We start from the raw sequence: 20,797 nt of genomic DNA, 5'->3' as shown, positions 1-20,797 counted from the left end.
TTGAAAATAGGAAAGAGCTTAAAGCTCTCTCCCGAGACTGTCATTAATGGTTAGACAAAAAGTGAACGGCTGATGATAACCAGCAAGATAAAGAGAACCAGGATGGCGCCAGTGCTAGTGAATGGGCCACCTCCACAACATCCATATCCGCCTCTAACTTCTTCGCTCATGTTCATTCCCCTTTCGGTGTGTGTGTTGTACTTGAGTACATCGTATTGTATGTGCGGAGAGAGGGGCGTGTATAGGCCAATGTCGGAGTCGTGTACAAAAAAAATCAGCTCCATGAAAACGGAGCTGATTGTAAGCTATATAAAGTTCAGTTAGGCTTTTTCTAAATCGCGAACACCTGCGTATACAAGATCGAAAAGATCTTCGAGCTGTTCCTCTTCGATACATGAGAAAGCAATACGTAGGTCAGTTTCACCCAAAGCAATAGTGCCTAGTCCGTAATTATGAATCAGGTGAAGCCGGAGATCTTCAGCCGCAACTGTGTGCAGCTTCAGACACATAAAGTAACCGGAGTTAAAAGGATAATACGTCCATACATCCTCGCCGTATTTACCGCTATCCAGCAGTGCTTTTACTTTATTCGCACGGCCTTTCATGATCTGGAACTTCTCTTCCTTCTGTGCTTCGAATTCCGGAGATTTCAAGGCGTCTAGTACGAAGGTCTGCGAAGGATGCGCACCGCTGGAAATGGTGGCACGGATGATACCTAGTGTTTTTTGCTCCAATGCTGCCAGCAGGTCTTTGTCCTCCGAGGCATAAGTGATGAAACCCACACGGAAGCCCCAGACAAATTCTTCTTTGGTCGCACCGTCAATCTTGATTGGAAGCACACGAGGATGCAGATGAGCCAGTTTGCCGAACAGCGATTCTTTTAGTGAATCCTCAAAGAATAACCCGAAGTATGCATCATCACTTACAACAACAACGTTGATGCCTTCCTCAGCCGCACGAAGGATAGCTGCGACGATCTCATCGCCTTCCTTAATTCCTGGAGTATATCCGGTAGGATTGTTAGGGAAGTTCAGCAGCACAATCGCTTTGCCGCGTTCTTTTTGAGCGAGCAGCGCGTCTTCCAGACCTGCACTGTTGAAAGTCATTTCTTCTGTGAACAGCGGATAGTTAACGGTCTCCCCATGGCGGCGGATTCCGAAGGTTAATTCGTAGTTCTCCCAGTTCTTGTCCGGGTAGATAATCGCGTCACCTGGCTCTGCGAAGAGGTCAGCGACAATGCTAAGCCCGTGAGTCAGGGCATTGGTTACAACGGGATTGCTGATGGTTTTACCTTCTAGCGATGGATTTTCGCGCAGCATCTTTTCACGCCATACAGTACGCAGCTCTGGTTTACCTGCCGGAGGGGCGTAACTATAAAGATCCTTAGGACTGTAAGCGGAGAGTTTATCCTGAATGACGCCGAGGTGCATAGGTACGCCACCTTCAGTAGCAATACCGATGGTTGCGTTGTATTTCTTGGCGTGAGCTCCTGCTTCAGCGGATTGGCTCAGGATGCCCTCTTTTGGGAAGTAAATCTCTTTGCCAAGCGTAGAGAGCATATCATACACATGTTCATTTCCTGCTTTGATACTTTCGTTTAATTGTCCAGCTAGTGGATTCATCAGTTTCATCCTTCCAGGGTTCTTTGGGGATAACATACTGTTAACATTGCCTAACATTATATCACCGCCAATTGCAACCGTCACTTGGAAAGATACGATTTTTAAAAAATATCATTCGGCGTGGAAAGGGCAGTATTTTTTCATCATTTCTATCGTTTCTTCATCCCGTGGATTATTTCTTTCGGACAGGCCGGAAATGATGCCGGAGCGCTCTTCTTCTTTTAGGTTTTGCCCAAACTTAAACTTCGCAGTGATCTCCTCGGGGGTAATGCGCACAACGGCAACTCCCTTTAGACGGGGACGGTATCTAGGGTCCTCTGCATCGATGGAATCATACCCCCCCTCGGGCTGGAGCTTTTTCATAAATAAGGAGAGTACGCCGGCTTTTTCATTAATGTCTTCGACAGGTTCGGCTGTGCCGTAGGCGGTCACACTTTTAAAATAGGCGGTTGCAGGGCATGCCAGCTCGGGATCGCTAAAATAAGACGGGATAAGAGCATACTCATCCGCTACCGTAAAGCAGACCTTCTGCTGATTGCGGATCGACTTCATTTTGCCACCAGCATGACTGCCATGGAAATAGAAACAACCATCTGTATATACAAAATTCAGCGGTGTCACCCGCGGTTGCCCCTGTTCATCGCTTGTCCCGAGAAAACCAAAACTCATTCCGTTTAGAAAAGAGACCAATTCTTCCTCCTGATCTACTTTAAATTCTTTTCTGCGCATAGGGATCACGTCCTCTTTCTTTTTAGTCTAGAGCGTCTGCTCCAATGTAATTGTTCTTTAAAGAATAGTAGAGTGGTTGACAATTAAAAAGGACCAATTAAGATAGTTTTTAATGGACCACTTGCTGGTCAAGGAGGATAACGATGAATATCACGCTGGCATACGATCAATATCTGGCGATACACCGCTACAAATATTTAGCGTTATATCACGCGCTCCGCGCAGGAATATTGGAAGGAACACTTCCGGGAGGCACTCCGTTGCCGTCTACACGAAGTCTTGCTAAGCACTATGAGCTGTCGCGCGGATCGGTCTCGCAGGTGTATGAAATGTTGCTCGCTGATGGGTATGTAAGGACTGAAACGGGGCGGGGGACATTCGTATCGGAAGATAGCTTTGCTTCAGCTGCCAGTCGCAGTGACGGTGAGAATCAGGCTTTGGGTGAAGCCACAGATGCTGCTGGAGGAGATTGTGAAATCGAGACTACGATTCCTATTTCAGCATGGGGAAAGCGGCTGCTTGCGCGCCCGATACCCTTTTATGAAAAGAGTAATAAGAAAGCAGTGAGCTTCCAGAGTAGTGGTATGCGGATGGAACATTTTCCTTACTCCGAATGGCGCAGTGCGCTCTCTTATGCCGGAGGGAAGGAAGGTGGATTGCTGCAAAGCACTTGTCCACCTCAAGGCGATGAAGGACTTCGGAAAGCTATCGCTGCACATCTGCGGATTACCCGCGGGATTCGCGCGGATGCAGAGCATATCGTATTGTTCAGCGGTTCGATGCAAGGCATCGTTATTTTGACGCAGCTGCTGCTGGATGCAGGGGGCTCAGCGGTCGTAGAGGACCCGGGCTTTCACGGGATCCGGCGAGCCGTAGAGATCACTGGAGGCCGATTGCTGGCAGGGAAGCTGGATGGCAACGGCCTTATTCCGGAGGATTGGGATGCCCGGCTGTTGTTTGTTACGCCGAGCCGTCAATTTCCTACGGGTGTGGTACTGCCTTTGGAACGACGACGGACCTTGTTGGAATGGGCGCAGCGGCATAATGCAGTAATCATTGAAGATGATTATGACAGTGAGTTCCGTTGGGCTGGGCGTCCTATTGAGCCCTTAAAAGCACTGGATCGCGAAGAGCGGGTCGTGTATGTAGGCTCCTTTTCAAACACGATGTTTTCGGGCCTGCGGCTAGGCTTTGCAGTGCTTCCGCCCTCTCTGGTAAAGCCGACTATCGCCGCCAAGGCGCTATATGAGCCCTTGCCGGTAGGGCTGCTGGAGCAGCGTGCCTTGGCGCGGTTCATGAATACAGGCGGCTATGGCCGTCATCTGCGCCGGATGACACGCATCTATGGTGAACGCGGACGCATCCTCAGGACGCTGCTGTCGGAACGGCTTAAGGAGCTCTTCGAGCTGCTGCCTGGTGATGCGGGCTTGCATGTATATGCCCGCTGGCTGCGCAGCAGTGAAGAGTTTGTTGCTTTCCGAGCGGCAGCGCTTAGGCGCGACACGGATTTTAGAGATGCCGCGTTATATCAGCTATCACCGGGAGCACCGGCCGCTTGTTTTTCTTTTGCCCATCTGAATGCCGAGGAGCTGGAGGAAGGGATAACAAGCCTGCATCTGGCGTGGGAAGATGTACAAAATGCAACATGACAAGGTATGATAAAGAAGATGAAATGCAAAACTAAGCGAATACTTACGAATTTTGACGAAGAAACTCGGAGTAGATTAAGCTAAACAAAACTATATGGACGCTGCGAAGTCAGAGCAGATTTTGCTGACAATACTAAGCGAATGTTTACGAGGCAAGTTTTGCTAACAAAACAAAGCGGATGCTTACGAAGCAAGTTTTGCGAAGTGGTTCAAGGTAGTTTATGCTAACAAAACAAAGCGAAATGCTTACGAAGCAAGTTTTGCGAAGTGTTCAAGGTAGTTTATGCTAACAAAACTTTTAGGAGGGAACGTTATGCTGCATGCATCGCCGTCCTCTTTTGTTATTTTACCGGCTCTGGCTAAGATTGTATGCGAGCCGGGCTGGAAATGGCAAAAAAGAGAGAAGTCGCTGCAAAATTATGATTTATTTTATGTATGGAGCGGGGAAGGGACGGTTGTGCGTAACGATGAACCCTTTCAAGTAGGTAAGGGAAGCTGCTTCCTTTTTCGTCCGGGTGACCATACTAGTGCTACACATAATCCGCAAAAGCCACTTGTACTTACATATATTCATTTTGATGTCTCCGAAGAGGTGACGGATATTCCGCTGCCCTATCGTGAGCTTACAGAAACCGTTGAATTTGAACATCTGCTTGCTAGGTACGTTCGACTATTTCTGGTGGATACTTACGCCGCTGAGGAAGAAGGGCAGCTTGTACTGAAGCAGCTGATGATTCATCTGCTGAGGGAGGACCGTGTGAAGCCAGTAGAACGTTATGTTAGCAACCATTTGACAGAAATCATTCACGAAATAGCGAACTATGTGAGCCAGCATCCGGGGATTGCACATCGTGTAGAGGATCTTGCTGCTCGTGCGGGGCTTTCGCCTCGGTACTTTTCAATTAAGTTTAAGGAGCTTACGGGCTCTTCTGTGCAGTCTTATGTCATCCGAGCCCGGATTGAGCGTGCTCAGCATTTACTGCTGTACGCAGGAATGAATGTTACTGAGGTCGCAGATGCGCTCGGATATCGTGACATTTTCTTTTTCAGCCGCCAGTTCAAGCAATATACCGGAAAAAGTCCATCTGAGATCCGCTGATTCTCTTTTTTTGTTTCAGTTTGTTCAACCAAGGGTAAATACTTTGCAGTTTAGTTTACAGAGAATTTACATAACTTCTTGGAAGGAGACTCTTGGCATGATCATCAGACGCAGAATCTGCAACACGGATTGTAAGAGTGGAGGCGGAGGTATTTTTAGAAACCGCTTAAAACGGTTAAAGCAGGCGAACGCTTTTGTCGTGGACAGCTGGTTCTAAACGGAACAAGCAAGCATACAATCGCATGATATGACTAAAAATATAAATAGCCGGGGCCATGAGGCATCCGGTTTTTTTGTGTTGTTAGAAATTGATATATATAATGAACTTAAGTCGAAGACTAGAGTAACTGATGGACATTACATCGTGCCTCACGTTGTATTTTGTACAATGGGATTGAGTCTAAAAGCAGTCGGATTTGAATTCTGTTGCACATCTTACATTCAAATTCAGGAGAAGCAGCCTTTCTAGAGATCATCACGATAATCTATTGCACAAAGTACAATGTAATGTATTTTCAAGTGAGAGTTAAGATTTTCTGTTGCACATTCTGCAATGAAGCGTAAGCTCATGTACCGCACTATCTACACGCCGTTCACGGTCCATGCACGCCTCATTCACGTACCTTTGAGGATGTTTAATTGGTCTAACTATGAGGTAGCGGTAGATATTTATTTCTACGATTGGGTTATTACTAAGGTGAGAGCTTTCCGCGATACGTTTCGCATAATGTTGTTCGTCGGTAGAATATATAAGGTCCATAGTTGGAAGGAGAGAGAGAAAATGTACGAAATCGTACTAATACGTCATGGTGAGAGCCAGTACAATGTACAGAATTTGTTCACAGGCTGGAGTGACCCGGATTTAACTGAGAAGGGTATCCAAGAGGCAAAGACTGCTGGCAAGCTGTTGAAGGACGCTGGGTATACATTTGATCTGGCTTTTGCTTCGGTACTCAAACGCTCGATTAAAACTCTTAACTATGTACTGGAAGAGATGGATTTGCTGTGGATACCCGTGCAAAAGTCTTGGAAATTGAATGAACGCCATTACGGGGCATTGCAGGGATTAAGTAAAAGCGAGACAGCGCTAAAATATGGAGATGAGCAGCTGCATATCTGGCGGCGGAGTTTATCGGTGAGACCCCCGTTGCTGGAGCTTGATGATCCTAGGTATGCCAGAAACGATATTCGCTACAGCGGTGTTCGTCCGGAAGATATCCCGCGTGGAGAGAGCCTGGAGGACACTGTACATCGTGTAGGCGATTTCTGGGGAAACCGGATCGTACCTCTTTTGCGTAAAAAAGAACGGGTGCTTATCTCAGCCCACGGCAATACGCTGCGTGCATTGATTAAATTTATGGAGGATATTGATGAAGCGGCATTACTGGAGCTCAATATTCCTACCGGAGTACCGCTCGTGTACAAACTGGATGAGGACATGAATCCTATCAGTCGCTTTTATCTAGGAGATCCGGAACAGGTAGCGGCCAAGGCGCTTGATGTTGCTAAGCAGGGACATGTGTAATTGGCGTGTAATAAGCGTATAGGCGTAACAGGTGTATTGAGTATAACGGGTGTACAGGTATAGTAAGCAAAACAGGCGGCGTAATAATCACATTAGGGCGTAGCAGGTTAATAAGCGTAACAGGCGTATTAGGTGGGTTACATGAAAAGATAAAAGGACAGCCTCGGGGCTGTCCTTTTTGCTATTAGTGTGTTTGTGACCAATCAAATGTGCGAAAATGGCGCGTATAAGGTCAGCTGGGTGCGAAAGCGTTGAATGTTAACCGTCGACCAACGCTCCGTAGATCCTCGACCAACGCTCCACTAGCCCTCAAATCCTCAACTAACTCTTGACCATCCCTCCACCAACTCTCGACTAGTCCTCCACTAATGCTCAACCATCCCTCAACTAACTCTCGGCCAGCCCTTAACTAACTTTCGACCAACCTCGACCAACGCTCTAGCAAATGCTTACGGACTCAGCAGCCGCTATTTGCCCATTTATCGCCATTTGAGCGGAGTTTCGGACTCCAGCGCCGCTATTGCCTAAGATCTAGCGCAAATAGGGTGTTTTTCATGCCAATAGCTGCGGTGGAGTCCGATAGAATTGCAAATGTGTGAAAAAGTCGCGTATAAGGTCAGCTGGGTCCGATAGCGGCGAGCGCACACCTTCCACTAACGCTCGACCAGCCCTCCACTATCTCGACCAGCCCTCCACTATCTCGACCAGCCCTCCACTATCTCGACCATCCTCAACTAACGCTCGACCAACCTCGACCAACGCTCTGCAAATGCTTACGGACTCAGCAGCCGCTATTTGCCCATTTATCGCCATTTGAGCGGAGTTTCGGACTCCAGTGCCGCTATTGCCTAAGATCTAGCGCAAATAGGGTGTTTTTCATGCCAATAGCTGCGGTGGAGTCCGATAGAATCGCAAATGTGTCAAAAATCCGCGTATAAGGTCAGCTGGGTCCGATAGCTAACGATAGGTATACGATAGGTATACGATAGCTAGAGGGTTCGTGTCCGCAACTGTGCTCCACACTAAGTCCCCAAAATTAGAGGGCACCCCAGCAGCCATTTCATGGCTTTTGAGGCACCCTCTAATTTTTGACATTCGCCCAACTCTCCCTACAAAGGTCGATGCAACGTTCCCAGTAGTTCGCCCATCTTTACCTTCGAGTTGACCTCAAGCTTGGGTCTCGGGGTAAAGGTACCGCTTTCCGTGAGCAGCACTACGGTGGAGCCAAACTCAAAATAAGCCAGATCATCGCCTATTTGCCACTCGGCAGCCGTAGCATCCGTATAACGGATGCTGCTGACGTTCATTGCGCCTACCTTTACTACCGCGGTTTCCCCGTAACTCCCGGCAATATACGTAATGAGACGTTCGTTGCGGTTCAGGACACCCTTCATATGTCGCATTCCGAAATCGTTGACAGGATAGGCCCGTCCGCGAATATAATCGCTCTCCACCTTTTGTCCGGTAAGGGGAGAGTGAATCCGGTGATAATCGGTAGGACTCAAATAAAGAACGAAGAAAAAACCCTTCTTGTACAGCTCCAGATGCGGGGAGTGATTAAGGAGATCCTCGATCTTATAATCCTGCCCTTTTACATTCATAATCGTACCGGCGGTAATGTCACCCATAGCAGTAATCGTTGCGTCTACGGGACTAACCAAAGCGTCAGCATCGGTTGCAATAGGCCGCATGCCCGGCTTCAGCCGGCGGCTGAAAAACTCATTAAGAGTGAGATATTCTCCAGGATTTTTCTCCGCTTGAGCGGAGGGGATTTGATAAGTCTTAATAAATGCCGGGATAAGAAAACGGCTGATTCTACTATGAGAAAAAGATCCCATTAACCGTGAAAGCCACCGGTGTGAGGATAGCTCGGTCATCAGCCGTAGCAATTGTTTTACCATGCCCATCTCCCTTCCATAATGCAGCAGTACGGTTGTATACGGGTCGTCTCTGCTCTGCATTATATTGACATAGAATAGGAGACAAATCAATAACTGTTATATACCGTACTGTTCGTTTCTATTAAAAAACGCGCGTATCCCATAGGTCTGCGATAGCTGTCTTTCCAAATTTCCGTAAGGCCGGCTTTATGAAATCCGTAGCGTTGGTCGCGACCGTTACATTCTATGAAGAAGAGTCGTCCGTCCTTAGTAATGCCTATATCCAGTCCGATATCGGCCAGTCCGGGAAGGTCTTGCTCCAGACACCGTGCGATTGCAAGGCTAAGTATTTCGACAGACATACGGATGTGGGCCGCTGTGGATCTTGAAAAGGCTTTTTCGAGCGCTAGGGAGGAGCTTAACGCTTCTCCTCCGCGGGCTATATTGGAGACAAAGCCCCCTGGGGCAGCCAGTTTGGCGAAGAGCCCAGTGACCTGCCAATCTCCTCCCCAGCCGCGCTGAACGGTGACGCGTAGATCAAAGGGACGTCCTCCAATCTCAGCAAGGGGAATACGTTCTTGAACAAGATAAGGCACGGAGGTTAGGCGTGCGCGGAGCGCTTGTGGCAACGCCGCCTGATTTACGGGAATATTTCTCCAGCGCTGCATCGAAGGGGAGAGGTAGCTCAAGGTCCAACGCTGAGATCCCTTGCGGACCAGCCGCATGACCCCATTCCCTATACTTCCACGGCAAGGTTTAAGAATGAGATCGGGATAAAGATTCATCATTTCTTTTAGGCCTGAGACTCTCGTTGTTACGGGTAAATATTCGCGAAGCTCCGTATTTTTTTCAAGCAGCTGATGGATCTCATCTTTGCCGTATCGATTACATGTATTGAAAATCAGGGGATAGTGCTTCAGCAGACGCTGCATCCCAGGGCTGTTTTTGCTGTATATTGCCCGGTTATGGATAACAGCAGGCGTAGGAACAACTACGCTTTTATATCCGTTGGCTCCCTTTATATAGGCGGCACTAAAGCCTGTGTCCGTATCGATGTCCGCGAGCTTCAGGAAGCAAGGGACTAAACCGTATGCCGCCGCGGCCTCTTCATAGTTGGATAGAGACTCCTGTCCTGTTTTTAGCCGGGGAACGCCCCGGTGCATATCGGCATTTAGTAATATTCCAACGAGCTTATGCCCCATGTTTGTTCCTCCTGTTTCATCGGTTACATGATCCCTGCTTTTTCTACTCTTGTCATAGTATGTTTGTACCCGCGTGTCAGGGTGGACGAATGCGCGAAGGCAGATGCCTTTTTTTATACATAATCTTATGAAGGCCTCATCGCAAAAGGGTGTCATAAGCCCATACCGCTGCATATGATGCCTAGGAGAAACATTAGATGGAAGGAGGAGACTGCTTGTGAGGGGTTCCAAAAAAAAGCAGCCGCGCAGTCCACAGAAACGACTCTATTTTGTAGATAATCCCAATAAAGAGGAACTGAGTATGCTGGATACCAAAAGCAGCTCTAGAAGCTCGGGGAATAACAGTGACGGAGTCAGCGAAGCAGAGATCGCGGAAGTTCAGGTGAGTGGGGGAGCAATAGCTGAAGTCGTTCTAGAGGAGCCAACTTCTGCTCCAGTTCTACAATTGGAGCCGGAGCTTATAGAGGAAGCGCAGCTTCAGAAACAGGCGGATAATCTTCCTGAAACCGTATGGTTCGCTCCTCCAGAGAAAGAACGTTTTCAGCCCGTTTATACAGATGATCTTTCGGATGCAGCGGTGACCGGAGCCAAAATCGCTCCACGTACCATTGACGGTTCTAAGCTAAAGTTCGGCATTATTGGTACACCTTGGCTGCAAGATTACGCTGTACAGAGTATCAATATCGCGGACAAGGCAGTCACTTCTGCAAAAATCGCACCAGAATCGATTGTGGGCGAGCATTTAGCAGAAGGAAGCGTTAGTGGCGGTAAGCTGCTGGATCATTCGATTAGTGGAGAGAAGCTGAAAAATGGCAGTATTAGTCCAGAGAAGCTGGCTGATCGGATTATAGGCGGCGGTCAAATTGCAGATAAAGCCATTGAGAGCCGCCATTTAAGCGATTTGATTATTACTGCGGATTTACTGGAAGATGGAGCCGTTACTAGTGACAAAATAGGAAGCAGCAGCATCACAAGTCGCCACCTAGCTAACGGCAGTGTTGACCGTTCCAAGCTGGCCGATGCAGCGGTATCTGGCGATAAAATTGCTGATGGTGAAATCAGCAGTTCAAAGCTAGCGGATGCTGTTATTGAAGGCCGCCATCTTAGCGACGCTTTGATAACCGCCAGACATCTGGCCCCGGGAGCGATCGGTTCTGATCAGCTTGCCAGCAAATTGATCGGTAAGGAACAGCTGCAGTCGGGTATTATCGAAGGCGGGCATTTAGCTGATGGAGCTATAGGCTCTAAGCAACTTGGTGCAGATGTCGTGAGAAGCGTCCATTTAAGCCCAGAAAGTGTGAATGGTAATCATATCGGTGATGGCGAAATATCGAGTCGGCATTTGGCTGACCGCAGCATCTCTTTTTTAAAGCTGGCTGAGGGTGCAGTAGGAACTGCACAGTTAGTGGAGCAAGCGGTAACCTCGTCCAAAATTGCTGACCAAAGCATTCTCCCACATAAGCTGGCAGACGAAGCAGTGACCACAAGACATATTGCTAAATCCGCCATTCGCGGACCGCAAATTGCTATGCAAGCCATAACTTCTATTCATCTGGAACGCGAAGCAGTGAATCATTCGCATATAGCGGCGGAAGCGGTCGGCTCGGAGCAGCTTAAGGAAGAAGCTATTCAGACTCAACATTTATCTTCCGGTGCTGTGACTGGAGAACAGCTGGCTTCAGAATCTGTGGGCGGGGAGCATCTTCGTGCACAGAGCGTTACTTCTGCCAAGTTGGCAGATGGAAGTGTAAATGCAGCTAAGCTGGCAGCAGGTGCAGTGATCGGGAGCACGATTGCGCGTGAAGTAGTCAGTGGTGAACATATCGCTTTTTGTACAGTGGAGGAAAAGCATCTGGCGGATGCCAGTGTGAGCGGCCGTGTATTGCAGGATGCTGTGGTAAATAAGGATCATTTGGCCACGGGAGCCGTGGAACGAAGACATCTTGGTGAAAATAGTGTGACTTCCGCTGCGATTCAATCGGGCTCAGTTTCAGGAGATAAGCTGGCTTCCGCTGCGGTGAGAGAAATTCACCTGGCAGCAGGAGCTGTGCAGCCTCATCATCTGGCCGATCATGCAGTGACCTCGTTGAAGCTTTCACCGGAAAGTGTCTCAACGGATAAAATCAGTGATTTAGCAGTCACTTCGGCTAAGCTTGCAGACGGCAGCATAGAATCCAGTAAACTGGCGGCGTCAGCAGTTCATGCTGAGCATTTGTCGGTAAATGCTGTAAGTTCGAAAACCATAAGCGAAAGTGCCGTTCAAAGTAGACATTTGAATCCCGGCAGTGTCAGTGGGGCGCATATCCGGCCGTTGTCTATAGGGAATGGTCATATCCTTCCGAATTCTATTTCTGCGGTTCAAATCCAAGAGGGCAGTATTAATAGCTCTAAGCTGGTAAAAGGTGCCGTGGATTCTCAGCATCTTTCACCTGGTAGTGTAGACGGCAGCCATTTGTGTACCGATACGATTGAAGGTCGTCATATCCTACCTGGTGAAATCACGCTGGCTCATCTGGCGGAAGAGGTACGTAGCTCTGAGTTGCTGCCAGACGGCTGCATAACTGGGGAGAAGCTGGCTGAAGGATCGGTAGATTCCAACCATCTCCTGCCTGGAAGTGTGAACGGAAGCCATTTGAATTCGGGTTCTGTCGAAGGTCGACATATCCTACCGGGTGAGGTCACGCTTGCTCATCTGGCTGCAGATGCATATACCTCCGACTTGCTGCCTGAAGGCAGTATTACCGGGAAGAAGCTGGCGGGAGCATCCGTGGATTCTATTCATTTAGTGTTTGGAAGTGTGGAAGGCGGACATCTGAGTTCAGGTTCCGTCGAAGGACGTCATATTGGAAAAGGTGAGATTACCCTGGCTCATCTCGCCGATGAAACCCGAAGCGCTGATCTGCTGCCAGACGGTAGTATTACTAGAGAGAAGCTGGCGGAGGAATCCGTAAGTTCTATTCACCTAGTGCCTGGCAGTGTGGATGGCAGCCATTTAGGCCCAGACACAGTAGAAGGCCGTCATATCCGATACGGTGAGATCACGCTGGCTCATTTGGCAAAAGAAACACGCAGCTCCAAATTGCTGCCAGACGGTAGTATTTCTGGTGTAAAGCTGGCACATGCTTCCGTAAATTCAAATCATCTAGTACCTGGCAGTGTGGAAGGCGTTCATCTAAGTTCAGGTTCTGTCGAAGGGCGCCATATTGGAAAAGGTGAGATTACGTTAGCTCATCTGGCCGAAGAAACACGTAGCGCTGACTTGCTGCCAGACGGTAGCATCACTCGGGAGAAGTTGGCGGAAGAATCCGTAAATTCTAATCATCTGGTGCCTGGAAGCGTAGATGGCAGTCATTTGAGTCCGGACACAATAGAAGGACGTCATATCCGATATGGTGAGATCACGCTGGCTCATTTGGCCGAAGAAACACGCAGCTCCAATTTGCTGCCAGACGGTAGCATTACTGGGGAGAAACTGGCGGAAGCATCCATAAATTCAAATCACCTTGTACCTGAAAGCGTGGAGGGAACTCATCTGAGTCCGTCTGCAATAGAAGGACGCCATATTGGAAAAGGTGAGATCAAGCTAGCGCATTTGGCGGATGAGGTACGCAGCTCCGAGCTGCTGCCGGACGGAAGCATTACTGGGGAGAAGCTGGCGGAAGCCTCCGTAGAAGCAATTCATCTAGTGCCTGGCAGTGTGGATAGAACTCATCTGAGTCCGTCTGCAGTAGAAGGTCTCCATATTGGAAAAGGTGAGATCAAGCTAGCACATCTAGCGGATGAGGTACGCAGCTCCGAGTTACTGCCGGATGGCAGCATTACCGGTAAAAAGTTGGAGGGTGGATCTATTACTGCCTACCACTTGGCTCCTGGCAGTGTTTATGGGGGACACTTAGGGGGGAATGCGGTAGATAGCCGCCATATCCGTGCTGGAAGCATTACTCTGAATCATTTGGCAGAAGAAGTGCGCAGCGCTGATTTGTTGCCGGAAGGCAGTATTACAGGCGAGAAGATTGAAGTCGCGACGATTCAGTCTTTCCATTTAGCCCAAGGCAGCGTCTCTGGAGGTCATTTGGCCGGGGATGCGGTGGATGGCCGCCATATTCGATCGGACAGCATCACCCTGAAGCATTTGGCAGAAGAGGTACGCAGTGCGGATTTGTTGCCGGATGGCAGTATTACTGAAGAAAAACTCGCCGAAGGCTCCGTGAGTTCTTCACATTTACAACCATGGAGTGTTTACGGAGAGCATCTTGCTGACAAGAGCGTGGCAGATCGGCATTTGCAGCCTGGCATCATCAAATTAGAGCATCTTGCGGATGAAACACGCAGCTCAGCACTGCTCCCGGATGGCAGTATCAACGGAGCTAAGCTGAAGGAAGGCAGTATCGAGTCCGCTCATCTGACAGAAGGTGCAGTAGGGACAACAGAGCTTCAGGATGAAGCGGTAGTAGCATCCAAAATCTCTTCGTTTGCGATTCAAGCCCGCCATCTGGAAGAAGAGAGTGTTCAGGAATATCATATTTCCCCAGGTGCAGTAAACGGGACTCATCTGGCACCGAACTCTGTAAATACAGATCATCTGTCCTTCAGTCCGATTCAAACAGCTGGGAAGCGAGAAGCACTACAGCAGTTTGGAATGACAGCATTTATGTTCAATGGGGATGCAGAGAGTGTAGAGGTGACCGTATCGTTTGATGAGAGCTTTGGGCATACGGGTTATGTGCTTGTTGCCATGACCAATCAGCCTTACTTCTACGCTTCCTTAAAGAGCAGAGCCAATGGAGAAGCAGTGATTCAAGTAGTGCGGTTGCGCGAGACTCCGCATTTCTATGGGGTTATCTCTTGGATTGCTATAGGCGCTCCCTTAGCTAAGCCGGCAGCAGATGATCGCGTATTTGATTGAACCTTAAGCAGTTCCTCTTAAAAATAGCAGAGTAGCGAATCTCCTTATTGGAGATCGCTGCTCTGTTTTTTTGGGGGGGAACGGTACATGTCAGCATCGCCGGGTTCTAATCATTCGCTGTGGCTGCGGCTCAGTCCGATAGCCTGGTAGTCTAAACATCCGCTGCTACTTACGGACCCAGATGGCGTTATTTGCAGGTTTGTCGTTTTTTAAGGCTGGTTTAGGACTCTAGTGAAGCAATTGTATAGAAATAGAGCATTATTGAGTTCTTTTCATGCCAATAGCTGCTACGGAGTCCGTTAATAATCTAAAAGTGTGATAATGCGGCGAATAGGAGCAACTGTGTCCGATAGCGCTAATGTCTAAACATCCGCTGCAGATTCGGTTTTGTCCGATACTGTCCTAACCTAATCGCCCTGCCGCGGACACAATCTGCGTTCGTTACCGCCCCAGATTGTGGCCGCGGCAGCTGGCTATGCGCAATGTATCTAAGCTGAAGTTTGGTGGGGAGTACATTTGTCCTGTTTTCAGAACGACAGGAGACAATTGCCGTTACCCTGTGCGTTGTAGTACATAAACTGTGATGTAACCCTCAGCCTGAAGAATTGGCTCTGTAAGGAAGGTGGATGAGCATGAAGCCCAAACGAACTTCTGCCCGCCGCACAGGACGGCGGGTCTCTCGGATGAAGCGGCGGACTTCACGCCCAGTGCGGCAAGTCGCTGTAGTCCCTATAGTTAACCATCCTAATCCCTATGTTTCGGTTATTATTCCAGCCATGAATGAAGCTCAGACCATTGCGGGAGTGATATCTGGAGCCAGAGGGGTCCATCCGCGCTGCGAGGTAATTGTGGTCGTGAATGGATCCACTGATCAAACGGCAGGGATTGCACAATCGCTAGGTGCGCGTGTTATTTCCTATGAGTTGCCGCTTGGACACGACGCTGGCCGTAGTGTGGGAGCTGAGGCAGCCAAGGGAGAAATCCTATTGTTTACAGATGGAGATTTGGTGATACCTGCTTCGGGGCTGCGTCCTTACGTCACTGCTGTTAGTGGTGGAGTGGACATAGCGCTTAATGATTATTCCGGTCCGGTCCGGAAGCTGTCCCCCCATCCGGTGGTGCTGTCTAAACATGCACTGAATATTCTGCTTGGCCGTCCAGATCTGAAGGGATGTTCGATGACGGCAGTTCCGCACGCAATCAGCCGCAGAGCACTTGATATTTTAGGGAGCGATTCATTATCACGTCCTCCACTGGCGCATGCCCAGGCAATTCTTAGTGGACTGCATGTGGTAGCCGCTCACAAAGTACCTGTAGGGAAATTGAATGCGGTAAGGCGCAAGGAAGACGGCAAAGATCCATTGCAGCAGTTGATTACAGCGGATCATATGGAGGCTGTATCCCTGTTGCTGGAACATCGGGGGATCAGAGCGGGCTTTGGCGACGGAGCCCGGCGCAGAGAGATGGTGAGATGATGGTTGCAACTTTACGAGGCACAGCAGCTCGAACGGCAAAGAAACGCCCAATCCGTCACAGGTCAGCCAATCGCTCTGTAAAAGGCAACGCTGCTACTCGCCCGCTTCTGTCTCGGCAATCGAAGGCAGGCAAGGAGACTCTGAAGTTACCGAAGTTACGCGGGACTTTGTCAGTCATTATCTCCGCGCGTAATGAGGAGCAGACCTTGTCACGTCTGCTGCATCAGGTTGCACGGCTTGAACCTGCAGAAATTATCGTCGTACTTAATGGCTGCAGTGATAACTCTTTTCCTATTTCTAGACAACATCGTCAAGCCATTGTAGTACACTGCCCAGAGTCTGTCGGACATGATGTGGGTCGGGCTATCGGTGCGAAGCTGAGTCGCGGGGATATATTGCTTTTTCTGGATGGAGATATGGTCATTCCGGCCTCTCAGCTCGTTTCATTCACGGCGGCTGTAGATCGTGGGATTGATGTAGCTCTTAATGATTTAGACTCACTGATGCCTTCTTTTGGATTATGTGATGATGTCACCCGCAGCAAACTGTTTCTGAATTATGCTCTGGATAGGTACGATCTCGGGGTTAGCTCTATGACAGCTGTTCCTCATGCGCTTTCGCGGCATGCGCTTGAGACCATAGGCTACCGTGAATTAATGGTTCCACCTAAAGCCCAAGCTCGTTCTGTATTAGAAAAGTTACGGGTGGAGAAGGCTGGGACGGTAAATGTTATTAAACATAATCGGCTGCGCAAGGCAAATACAGGGGTTGGAAATGCTGTGGAAAAACTGATCATAGGAGATCATGCTGAGGCCCTACATGAGGTTCTTTCGCGGCGAAAAGCTGGCGGTCTGCTAAGTAGTGAGACTCAGCGCGAGTACCGCAGACAGGTAGCCGCTTGGAGGAATCGCATATGACGCTGACGAGTATTATTATTCCAACCTACAATGCGCTGCCCTTGCTGCGGGCCTGTGTGGAATCTATTCTTGCCTACACTCCGCCGCCTTATGAGATTATCGTAGTGGACAATGCTTCAACGGACGGAACAGACACTTATTGCCGTGCGAATCATATAACGTTTATTTCATTGCCTGACAATCGCGGCTTTCCAGCTGCATGCAATATGGGGCTACAGCTAGCTTCAGGTGATGAATTACTGCTGCTGAATAACGATGTAGTGGTATCTCAAGGATGGTTAACTAATCTGAAGAGAGCTCTATATAGTGCTCCTGATGTTGGTATTGTTGGGCCAGTCACAAACTATGCTAGTGGACGTCAACAGGTGAAGACTGATTATGAAGGTCTGATAGATTTTCATCAGGCTGCTGAGAGGGCGAACCTTCCAAATCCCCAGAAATGGTTGGAGACGAGACGGCTGGTAGGATTATGTTTTTTATTCAAAAGAGAGCTGCTTACTTCCGTAGGTCTACTGGATGAGAGATTCTCACCTGGACATTACGAAGATGATGATTATTGTTACCGTACCAGGATAAAGGGATATCGGTTGCTTATCGCCGGGGATTGCTTGGTGCACCATGAAGGAAGTGCAAGTTTCAAGCAAGTTTACAATACCGGACTGCAAGAACTGGTGGAACGAAATCGCAAGATTTTTATAGATAAATGGAATGTAGACCCTATAAATTTCATATGAAGTGCAGATCCGAAGGCAAAGGACGTAGATAAAGAGGAGGAAAGTAAGTGAAAGGAGTCATACTGGCGGGCGGAACAGGATCTAGACTTCAACCGCTGACCCGGCTTATGAACAAACATTTGCTTCCGGTCGGCAAATATCCTATGGTCTGTTACGGCATAGACCGGCTTCGCCGGGCAGGAATTACCGACATTCTTCTGGTCATAAGCAAGCAGTCTGCTGGCCTGTACACGGATTTTTTAGGCAGCGGTGCTGCATTTGGTGTATCTCTGACCTATAAAATTCAGGAAGCTGCCGGAGGCATTGCCGAGGCGCTTGATTTAGCAGAAGGGTTCATTTTCCCGGGGGAACGATTTGTTGTATTGCTCGGGGATAATCTTTTTATGGATGATCTGAAGCCTTATGTGGAGGGTTATCTTCGTCAGCCAGCGGGCACTGCAAAGGTGTTGCTGAAGCCGGTGGAGGACGCGCGCAGATACGGTGTACCTGTGTTTGATAGTCAAGATGCGGCATGGATTGCTTATATCGAAGAAAAGCCGGAGCATCCGAAGACTAATTATTGTGTAACTGGTATTTATATGTACGATGAAGCTGTATTTGATATCATCCGGCGGGTATCACCTTCCAAAAGGGGGGAGCTGGAGATTACTGATGTAAATAATATATACGCCGCTGATCGCAGACTTAGTTATGATGTGCTTAAGGATTGGTGGAGTGATGCGGGGACGTTCCAGTCTTTGCACGAGGCGGGGGAAAAGTTAAAGGATGCACTGCCATAAGGCAGTGCTTTTTTTGTTGTAATCTTGCTATAGATAGCCGCAAGGGCTTTGAAATCACGCGTTACTCAGAGGGCTCGGGGGTTGGAAATCCTCCACCAGATTAAATCCTCAGTTTCTTTGTATCTCTCAGAGCCTAGACGCTCCAATACTTTGTGGGAGGCTGTATTATCTTTTTCAGTGTCAGCGATTACATAGACAGCTTGGGGATGGGAGAAAATCCATGCAGTAATTGTGCGTAGTGCCTCTGTTGCATACCCTTTTCTTCTATATTTCTCATCAATCCCATATCCTATAATAACCTCGCCTTTCTCATTCGGGTAACCTTTAAGGATAATGAATCCTATAATACATTGATCTTCCCGATGGACGATGGCCCAGTTCGTTAACCATAGGTAATGGTCGGGGTCCTGCTGCACCTTTTTTAGCCTGATCTGCATAGCATATTGCATTTCATCATCAAGCGCCGCACTGATGGCAGCTAAGCCTAATTGTTGCTGTAGCTCCGAATAGTTATCTATTGCTAGTGAGAGCTCTGGGGCAGTTAAAGGTATTAGATCGATCCGCTGGCTTTCAAGCTTCATATATTCCCCACCAATCATTGGTAAACTCAGGATTGCGCATTTCACATTTTAATCCTTTTAAATGTACTTAGCAATAACGTAATCTTTATGTCATCCAGTCACTTGTAGAGCCTTAACTTGTCGAGGATCCCCGGCACCGTAACGGCTCCTGCCGCATATGCTGTAGCAGGGCGTTTGAGCAAAGGAGACATGAAGGTGCAGAGTAAAATAACTAAAGTCCTGCAGCACATGGCCCATACGCACGAACAGATGGCGCGGATTCTAGACGCTGAGCGCCATGTGGCTGTCCGTATGTCGCAAATTGTCCACGATCTGCCAGATGCGGAACCTGATTTTGATGGGATCAGCGGGATGATCGAAAGCTCAACTCAGGTAAACAAGAATATTATTGCTTACTTGAATGCACTTGCAGATCTGGAAGAAGCGATGGCTGATGGGGTAGGCAGAGTGATTAAGGAATTGAACGGTCAAGAAGAAGAGTAACGCTATAGGAGCGGGAGGCGGAAGATGAGCAGAGAAAAGGCTTATCTGCAAATGCTGGAGTCCACCGCCGCCATCCAGTGGAACGTTGCGTTGATTCTGGAAGCTAAGGCGGTTGAAGCTGAAAAGGTAAAGCAGTGGGCACAGCATCATATCCACGCTAGAGCCTTTGATTCCCACAGTGAGCAACTGAAGGAGTCCCTCTCTATACACGAGGTCATCGTGGAGATGGTCGAAGGGCTGACCAAACTGGAGAACGGACTCTACAGCAATTTAAAAGCAGTGCTGGGCAGTGGTGAAGACGATGGTGGCGGGGAAGGTTTTGGAGACATGTCAGGTGATGGCTTTAGTTTTGGAGAAGACAGCAAATGAGCGGGGACCGTCTCTCTGAACATGCCGTCAAGCTGGAGATGATTCGCTCCATTTCGCGCAGTCAGGCTGCTTTGGCGGCCATCTTGGAGAGCATCGCCGAATTGACGGAGCAATCTGAGTTGACGGCCCGCAAATTGAGCGACAATATCAGGATTTTAAGTGGGTATCAGAGTGCGATGTGCCGGATGATGTCCGGGATTTCACTACATCGTCCTAAACGGGGAATTCCTGCTGCGCCATGGCTGAGTAAGGCATACGCCGTAGGAACCTCCAGAGAACATGGAGCACAGGAGGAGTAGAAGCATGAAGAAGAAAAGCCGCAGAACGCTACGTTCAGGCAGAACCCGTAGACGCACATTGCTGCTCTCGCGGAAAGCAAAAGTTCGTAAAGGGCTAGCCCGTAAAACCCGCAGAGTTCTTGCCCGGAAAACTGCTCGTTATGGGAAGTCGAAAAAAGGCCTATTGCTACGCAAGAAAAGAAGACTTCGTCGTAAGCTTGTTCGTAAAGTAAGGGTTTCACAGCCACCGGTGCTTGTGGTACCCGTGAGCGAGGCTCCGCCTGCTCCACAGGTAATTCCGCTCCCCCCGGAGCTGGGCGTTTCGCCGGAAACGCCCCCGGCAGACGCCTTTCAACAGGGCTACACCGAAGCATACAACGTGGGGTTCGACGCCGGTTTCGCCAAGGGCTTCGAGGACGGGCATAAGCTGGAATTCAGCTAGGGGACACAGATGACAAGATCCGCTCCGCCCGTGAGCGGGTCTTGGGGTTTTCGTGCGGACTGGTTTGCTGCGCTGCCGATGTGATAAACTTCATAATGAAAGTGAAAATAATATGAGGTTAAGATGA

At 48.9% G+C, this 20,797-nt stretch carries 18 protein-coding genes; 12 read left to right on the top strand and 6 right to left on the bottom strand.

Going from position 1 to position 20,797, the window contains the following annotated elements; translation table 11 throughout:
* Window positions 1–50: 50 nt before the first annotated feature.
* The 3 genes from MHH86_RS25945 to MHH86_RS25935 form a co-directional block, all read right to left on the bottom strand.
* Window positions 51–170: a YjcZ family sporulation protein gene (locus MHH86_RS25945; protein ID WP_212592220.1), complete on the bottom strand. Its 120-nt coding sequence runs from the start codon at window positions 168–170 to the stop codon at window positions 51–53.
* Between the two features lie 150 nt (window positions 171–320).
* The gene (locus tag MHH86_RS25940) at window positions 321–1,622 is read right to left on the bottom strand and encodes an aminotransferase class I/II-fold pyridoxal phosphate-dependent enzyme (RefSeq protein ID WP_036679816.1); all 1,302 of its coding nucleotides are present in this window, start codon (window positions 1,620–1,622) and stop codon (window positions 321–323) included.
* A gap of 111 nt (window positions 1,623–1,733) precedes the next feature.
* Complete coding sequence (locus MHH86_RS25935; protein WP_036679785.1) at window positions 1,734–2,351, bottom strand: pyridoxamine 5'-phosphate oxidase family protein; 618 nt, start codon at window positions 2,349–2,351, stop codon at window positions 1,734–1,736.
* 143 nt (window positions 2,352–2,494) lie between these two features.
* On the opposite strand from MHH86_RS25935, the gene MHH86_RS25930 reads away from it, so the two are divergent.
* From MHH86_RS25930 to gpmA, 3 genes are all read left to right on the top strand, one after another.
* The gene (locus tag MHH86_RS25930) at window positions 2,495–4,000 is read left to right on the top strand and encodes a PLP-dependent aminotransferase family protein (RefSeq protein WP_036679783.1); all 1,506 of its coding nucleotides are present in this window, start codon (window positions 2,495–2,497) and stop codon (window positions 3,998–4,000) included.
* A gap of 313 nt (window positions 4,001–4,313) precedes the next feature.
* Window positions 4,314–5,099, top strand: a complete 786-nt coding sequence (locus tag MHH86_RS25925; protein ID WP_036679782.1) for an AraC family transcriptional regulator — start codon at window positions 4,314–4,316, stop codon at window positions 5,097–5,099.
* A gap of 781 nt (window positions 5,100–5,880) precedes the next feature.
* Window positions 5,881–6,624, top strand: a complete 744-nt coding sequence (gpmA, locus tag MHH86_RS25920; RefSeq protein WP_036679780.1) for a 2,3-diphosphoglycerate-dependent phosphoglycerate mutase — start codon at window positions 5,881–5,883, stop codon at window positions 6,622–6,624.
* Between the two features lie 1,109 nt (window positions 6,625–7,733).
* On the opposite strand, the gene asd is transcribed toward gpmA, so the two are convergent.
* Both asd and MHH86_RS25910 read right to left on the bottom strand, forming a co-directional pair.
* On the bottom strand, window positions 7,734–8,525 hold the full coding sequence (gene asd, locus MHH86_RS25915; RefSeq protein ID WP_036679739.1) for an archaetidylserine decarboxylase: 792 nt from the start codon (window positions 8,523–8,525) through the stop codon (window positions 7,734–7,736).
* An 86-nt stretch (window positions 8,526–8,611) separates the two neighbouring features.
* Entirely contained in the window at window positions 8,612–9,706 is a 1,095-nt protein-coding gene (locus tag MHH86_RS25910; RefSeq protein ID WP_036679737.1) for a YheC/YheD family protein, read from the bottom strand.
* 217 nt (window positions 9,707–9,923) lie between these two features.
* On the opposite strand from MHH86_RS25910, the gene MHH86_RS25905 reads away from it, so the two are divergent.
* From MHH86_RS25905 to MHH86_RS25885, 5 genes are all read left to right on the top strand, one after another.
* Window positions 9,924–14,612 (top strand): WIAG-tail domain, encoded by a 4,689-nt coding sequence (locus MHH86_RS25905; protein WP_076223495.1) that lies wholly within the window; start codon window positions 9,924–9,926, stop codon window positions 14,610–14,612.
* 632 nt (window positions 14,613–15,244) lie between these two features.
* Complete coding sequence (locus MHH86_RS25900) at window positions 15,245–16,087, top strand: glycosyltransferase (RefSeq protein WP_305953534.1); 843 nt, start codon at window positions 15,245–15,247, stop codon at window positions 16,085–16,087.
* Window positions 16,084–17,004, top strand: coding sequence for a glycosyltransferase (locus MHH86_RS25895; protein ID WP_094903705.1), 921 nt, complete (start codon window positions 16,084–16,086; stop codon window positions 17,002–17,004). Before MHH86_RS25900 ends, MHH86_RS25895 begins: the two co-directional genes overlap by 4 nt.
* Entirely contained in the window at window positions 17,001–17,738 is a 738-nt protein-coding gene (locus MHH86_RS25890; RefSeq protein ID WP_036679731.1) for a glycosyltransferase family 2 protein, read from the top strand. Before MHH86_RS25895 ends, MHH86_RS25890 begins: the two co-directional genes overlap by 4 nt.
* A 47-nt stretch (window positions 17,739–17,785) precedes the next feature.
* The gene (locus MHH86_RS25885) at window positions 17,786–18,517 is read left to right on the top strand and encodes a sugar phosphate nucleotidyltransferase (protein ID WP_076316363.1); all 732 of its coding nucleotides are present in this window, start codon (window positions 17,786–17,788) and stop codon (window positions 18,515–18,517) included.
* 65 nt (window positions 18,518–18,582) lie between these two features.
* Here MHH86_RS25885 and MHH86_RS25880 read toward each other — a convergent pair whose 3' ends face one another.
* Window positions 18,583–19,098: a GNAT family N-acetyltransferase gene (locus MHH86_RS25880; protein ID WP_036679727.1), complete on the bottom strand. Its 516-nt coding sequence runs from the start codon at window positions 19,096–19,098 to the stop codon at window positions 18,583–18,585.
* A gap of 195 nt (window positions 19,099–19,293) precedes the next feature.
* On the opposite strand from MHH86_RS25880, the gene MHH86_RS25875 reads away from it, so the two are divergent.
* The 4 genes from MHH86_RS25875 to MHH86_RS25860 are packed head-to-tail and all read left to right on the top strand — an operon-like array spanning window position 19,294 to window position 20,670.
* Entirely contained in the window at window positions 19,294–19,581 is a 288-nt protein-coding gene (locus tag MHH86_RS25875) for a hypothetical protein (RefSeq protein ID WP_036679726.1), read from the top strand.
* A gap of 24 nt (window positions 19,582–19,605) precedes the next feature.
* On the top strand, window positions 19,606–19,950 hold the full coding sequence (locus tag MHH86_RS25870; protein WP_036679724.1) for a hypothetical protein: 345 nt from the start codon (window positions 19,606–19,608) through the stop codon (window positions 19,948–19,950).
* Entirely contained in the window at window positions 19,947–20,249 is a 303-nt protein-coding gene (locus MHH86_RS25865) for a hypothetical protein (RefSeq protein WP_051491084.1), read from the top strand. Before MHH86_RS25870 ends, MHH86_RS25865 begins: the two co-directional genes overlap by 4 nt.
* Entirely contained in the window at window positions 20,230–20,670 is a 441-nt protein-coding gene (locus MHH86_RS25860; protein ID WP_143760491.1) for a hypothetical protein, read from the top strand. The genes MHH86_RS25865 and MHH86_RS25860 overlap by 20 nt, the downstream gene beginning before the upstream one ends.
* Window positions 20,671–20,797: the final 127 nt, after the last annotated feature.

This window comes from Paenibacillus sp. FSL F4-0097 (assembly GCF_038593125.1).
In the GTDB taxonomy this organism is placed as follows: Bacteria; Bacillota; Bacilli; order Paenibacillales; family Paenibacillaceae; genus Paenibacillus_AQ; species Paenibacillus_AQ odorifer.
This window is presented reverse-complemented; position numbering and strand designations above follow the sequence as displayed.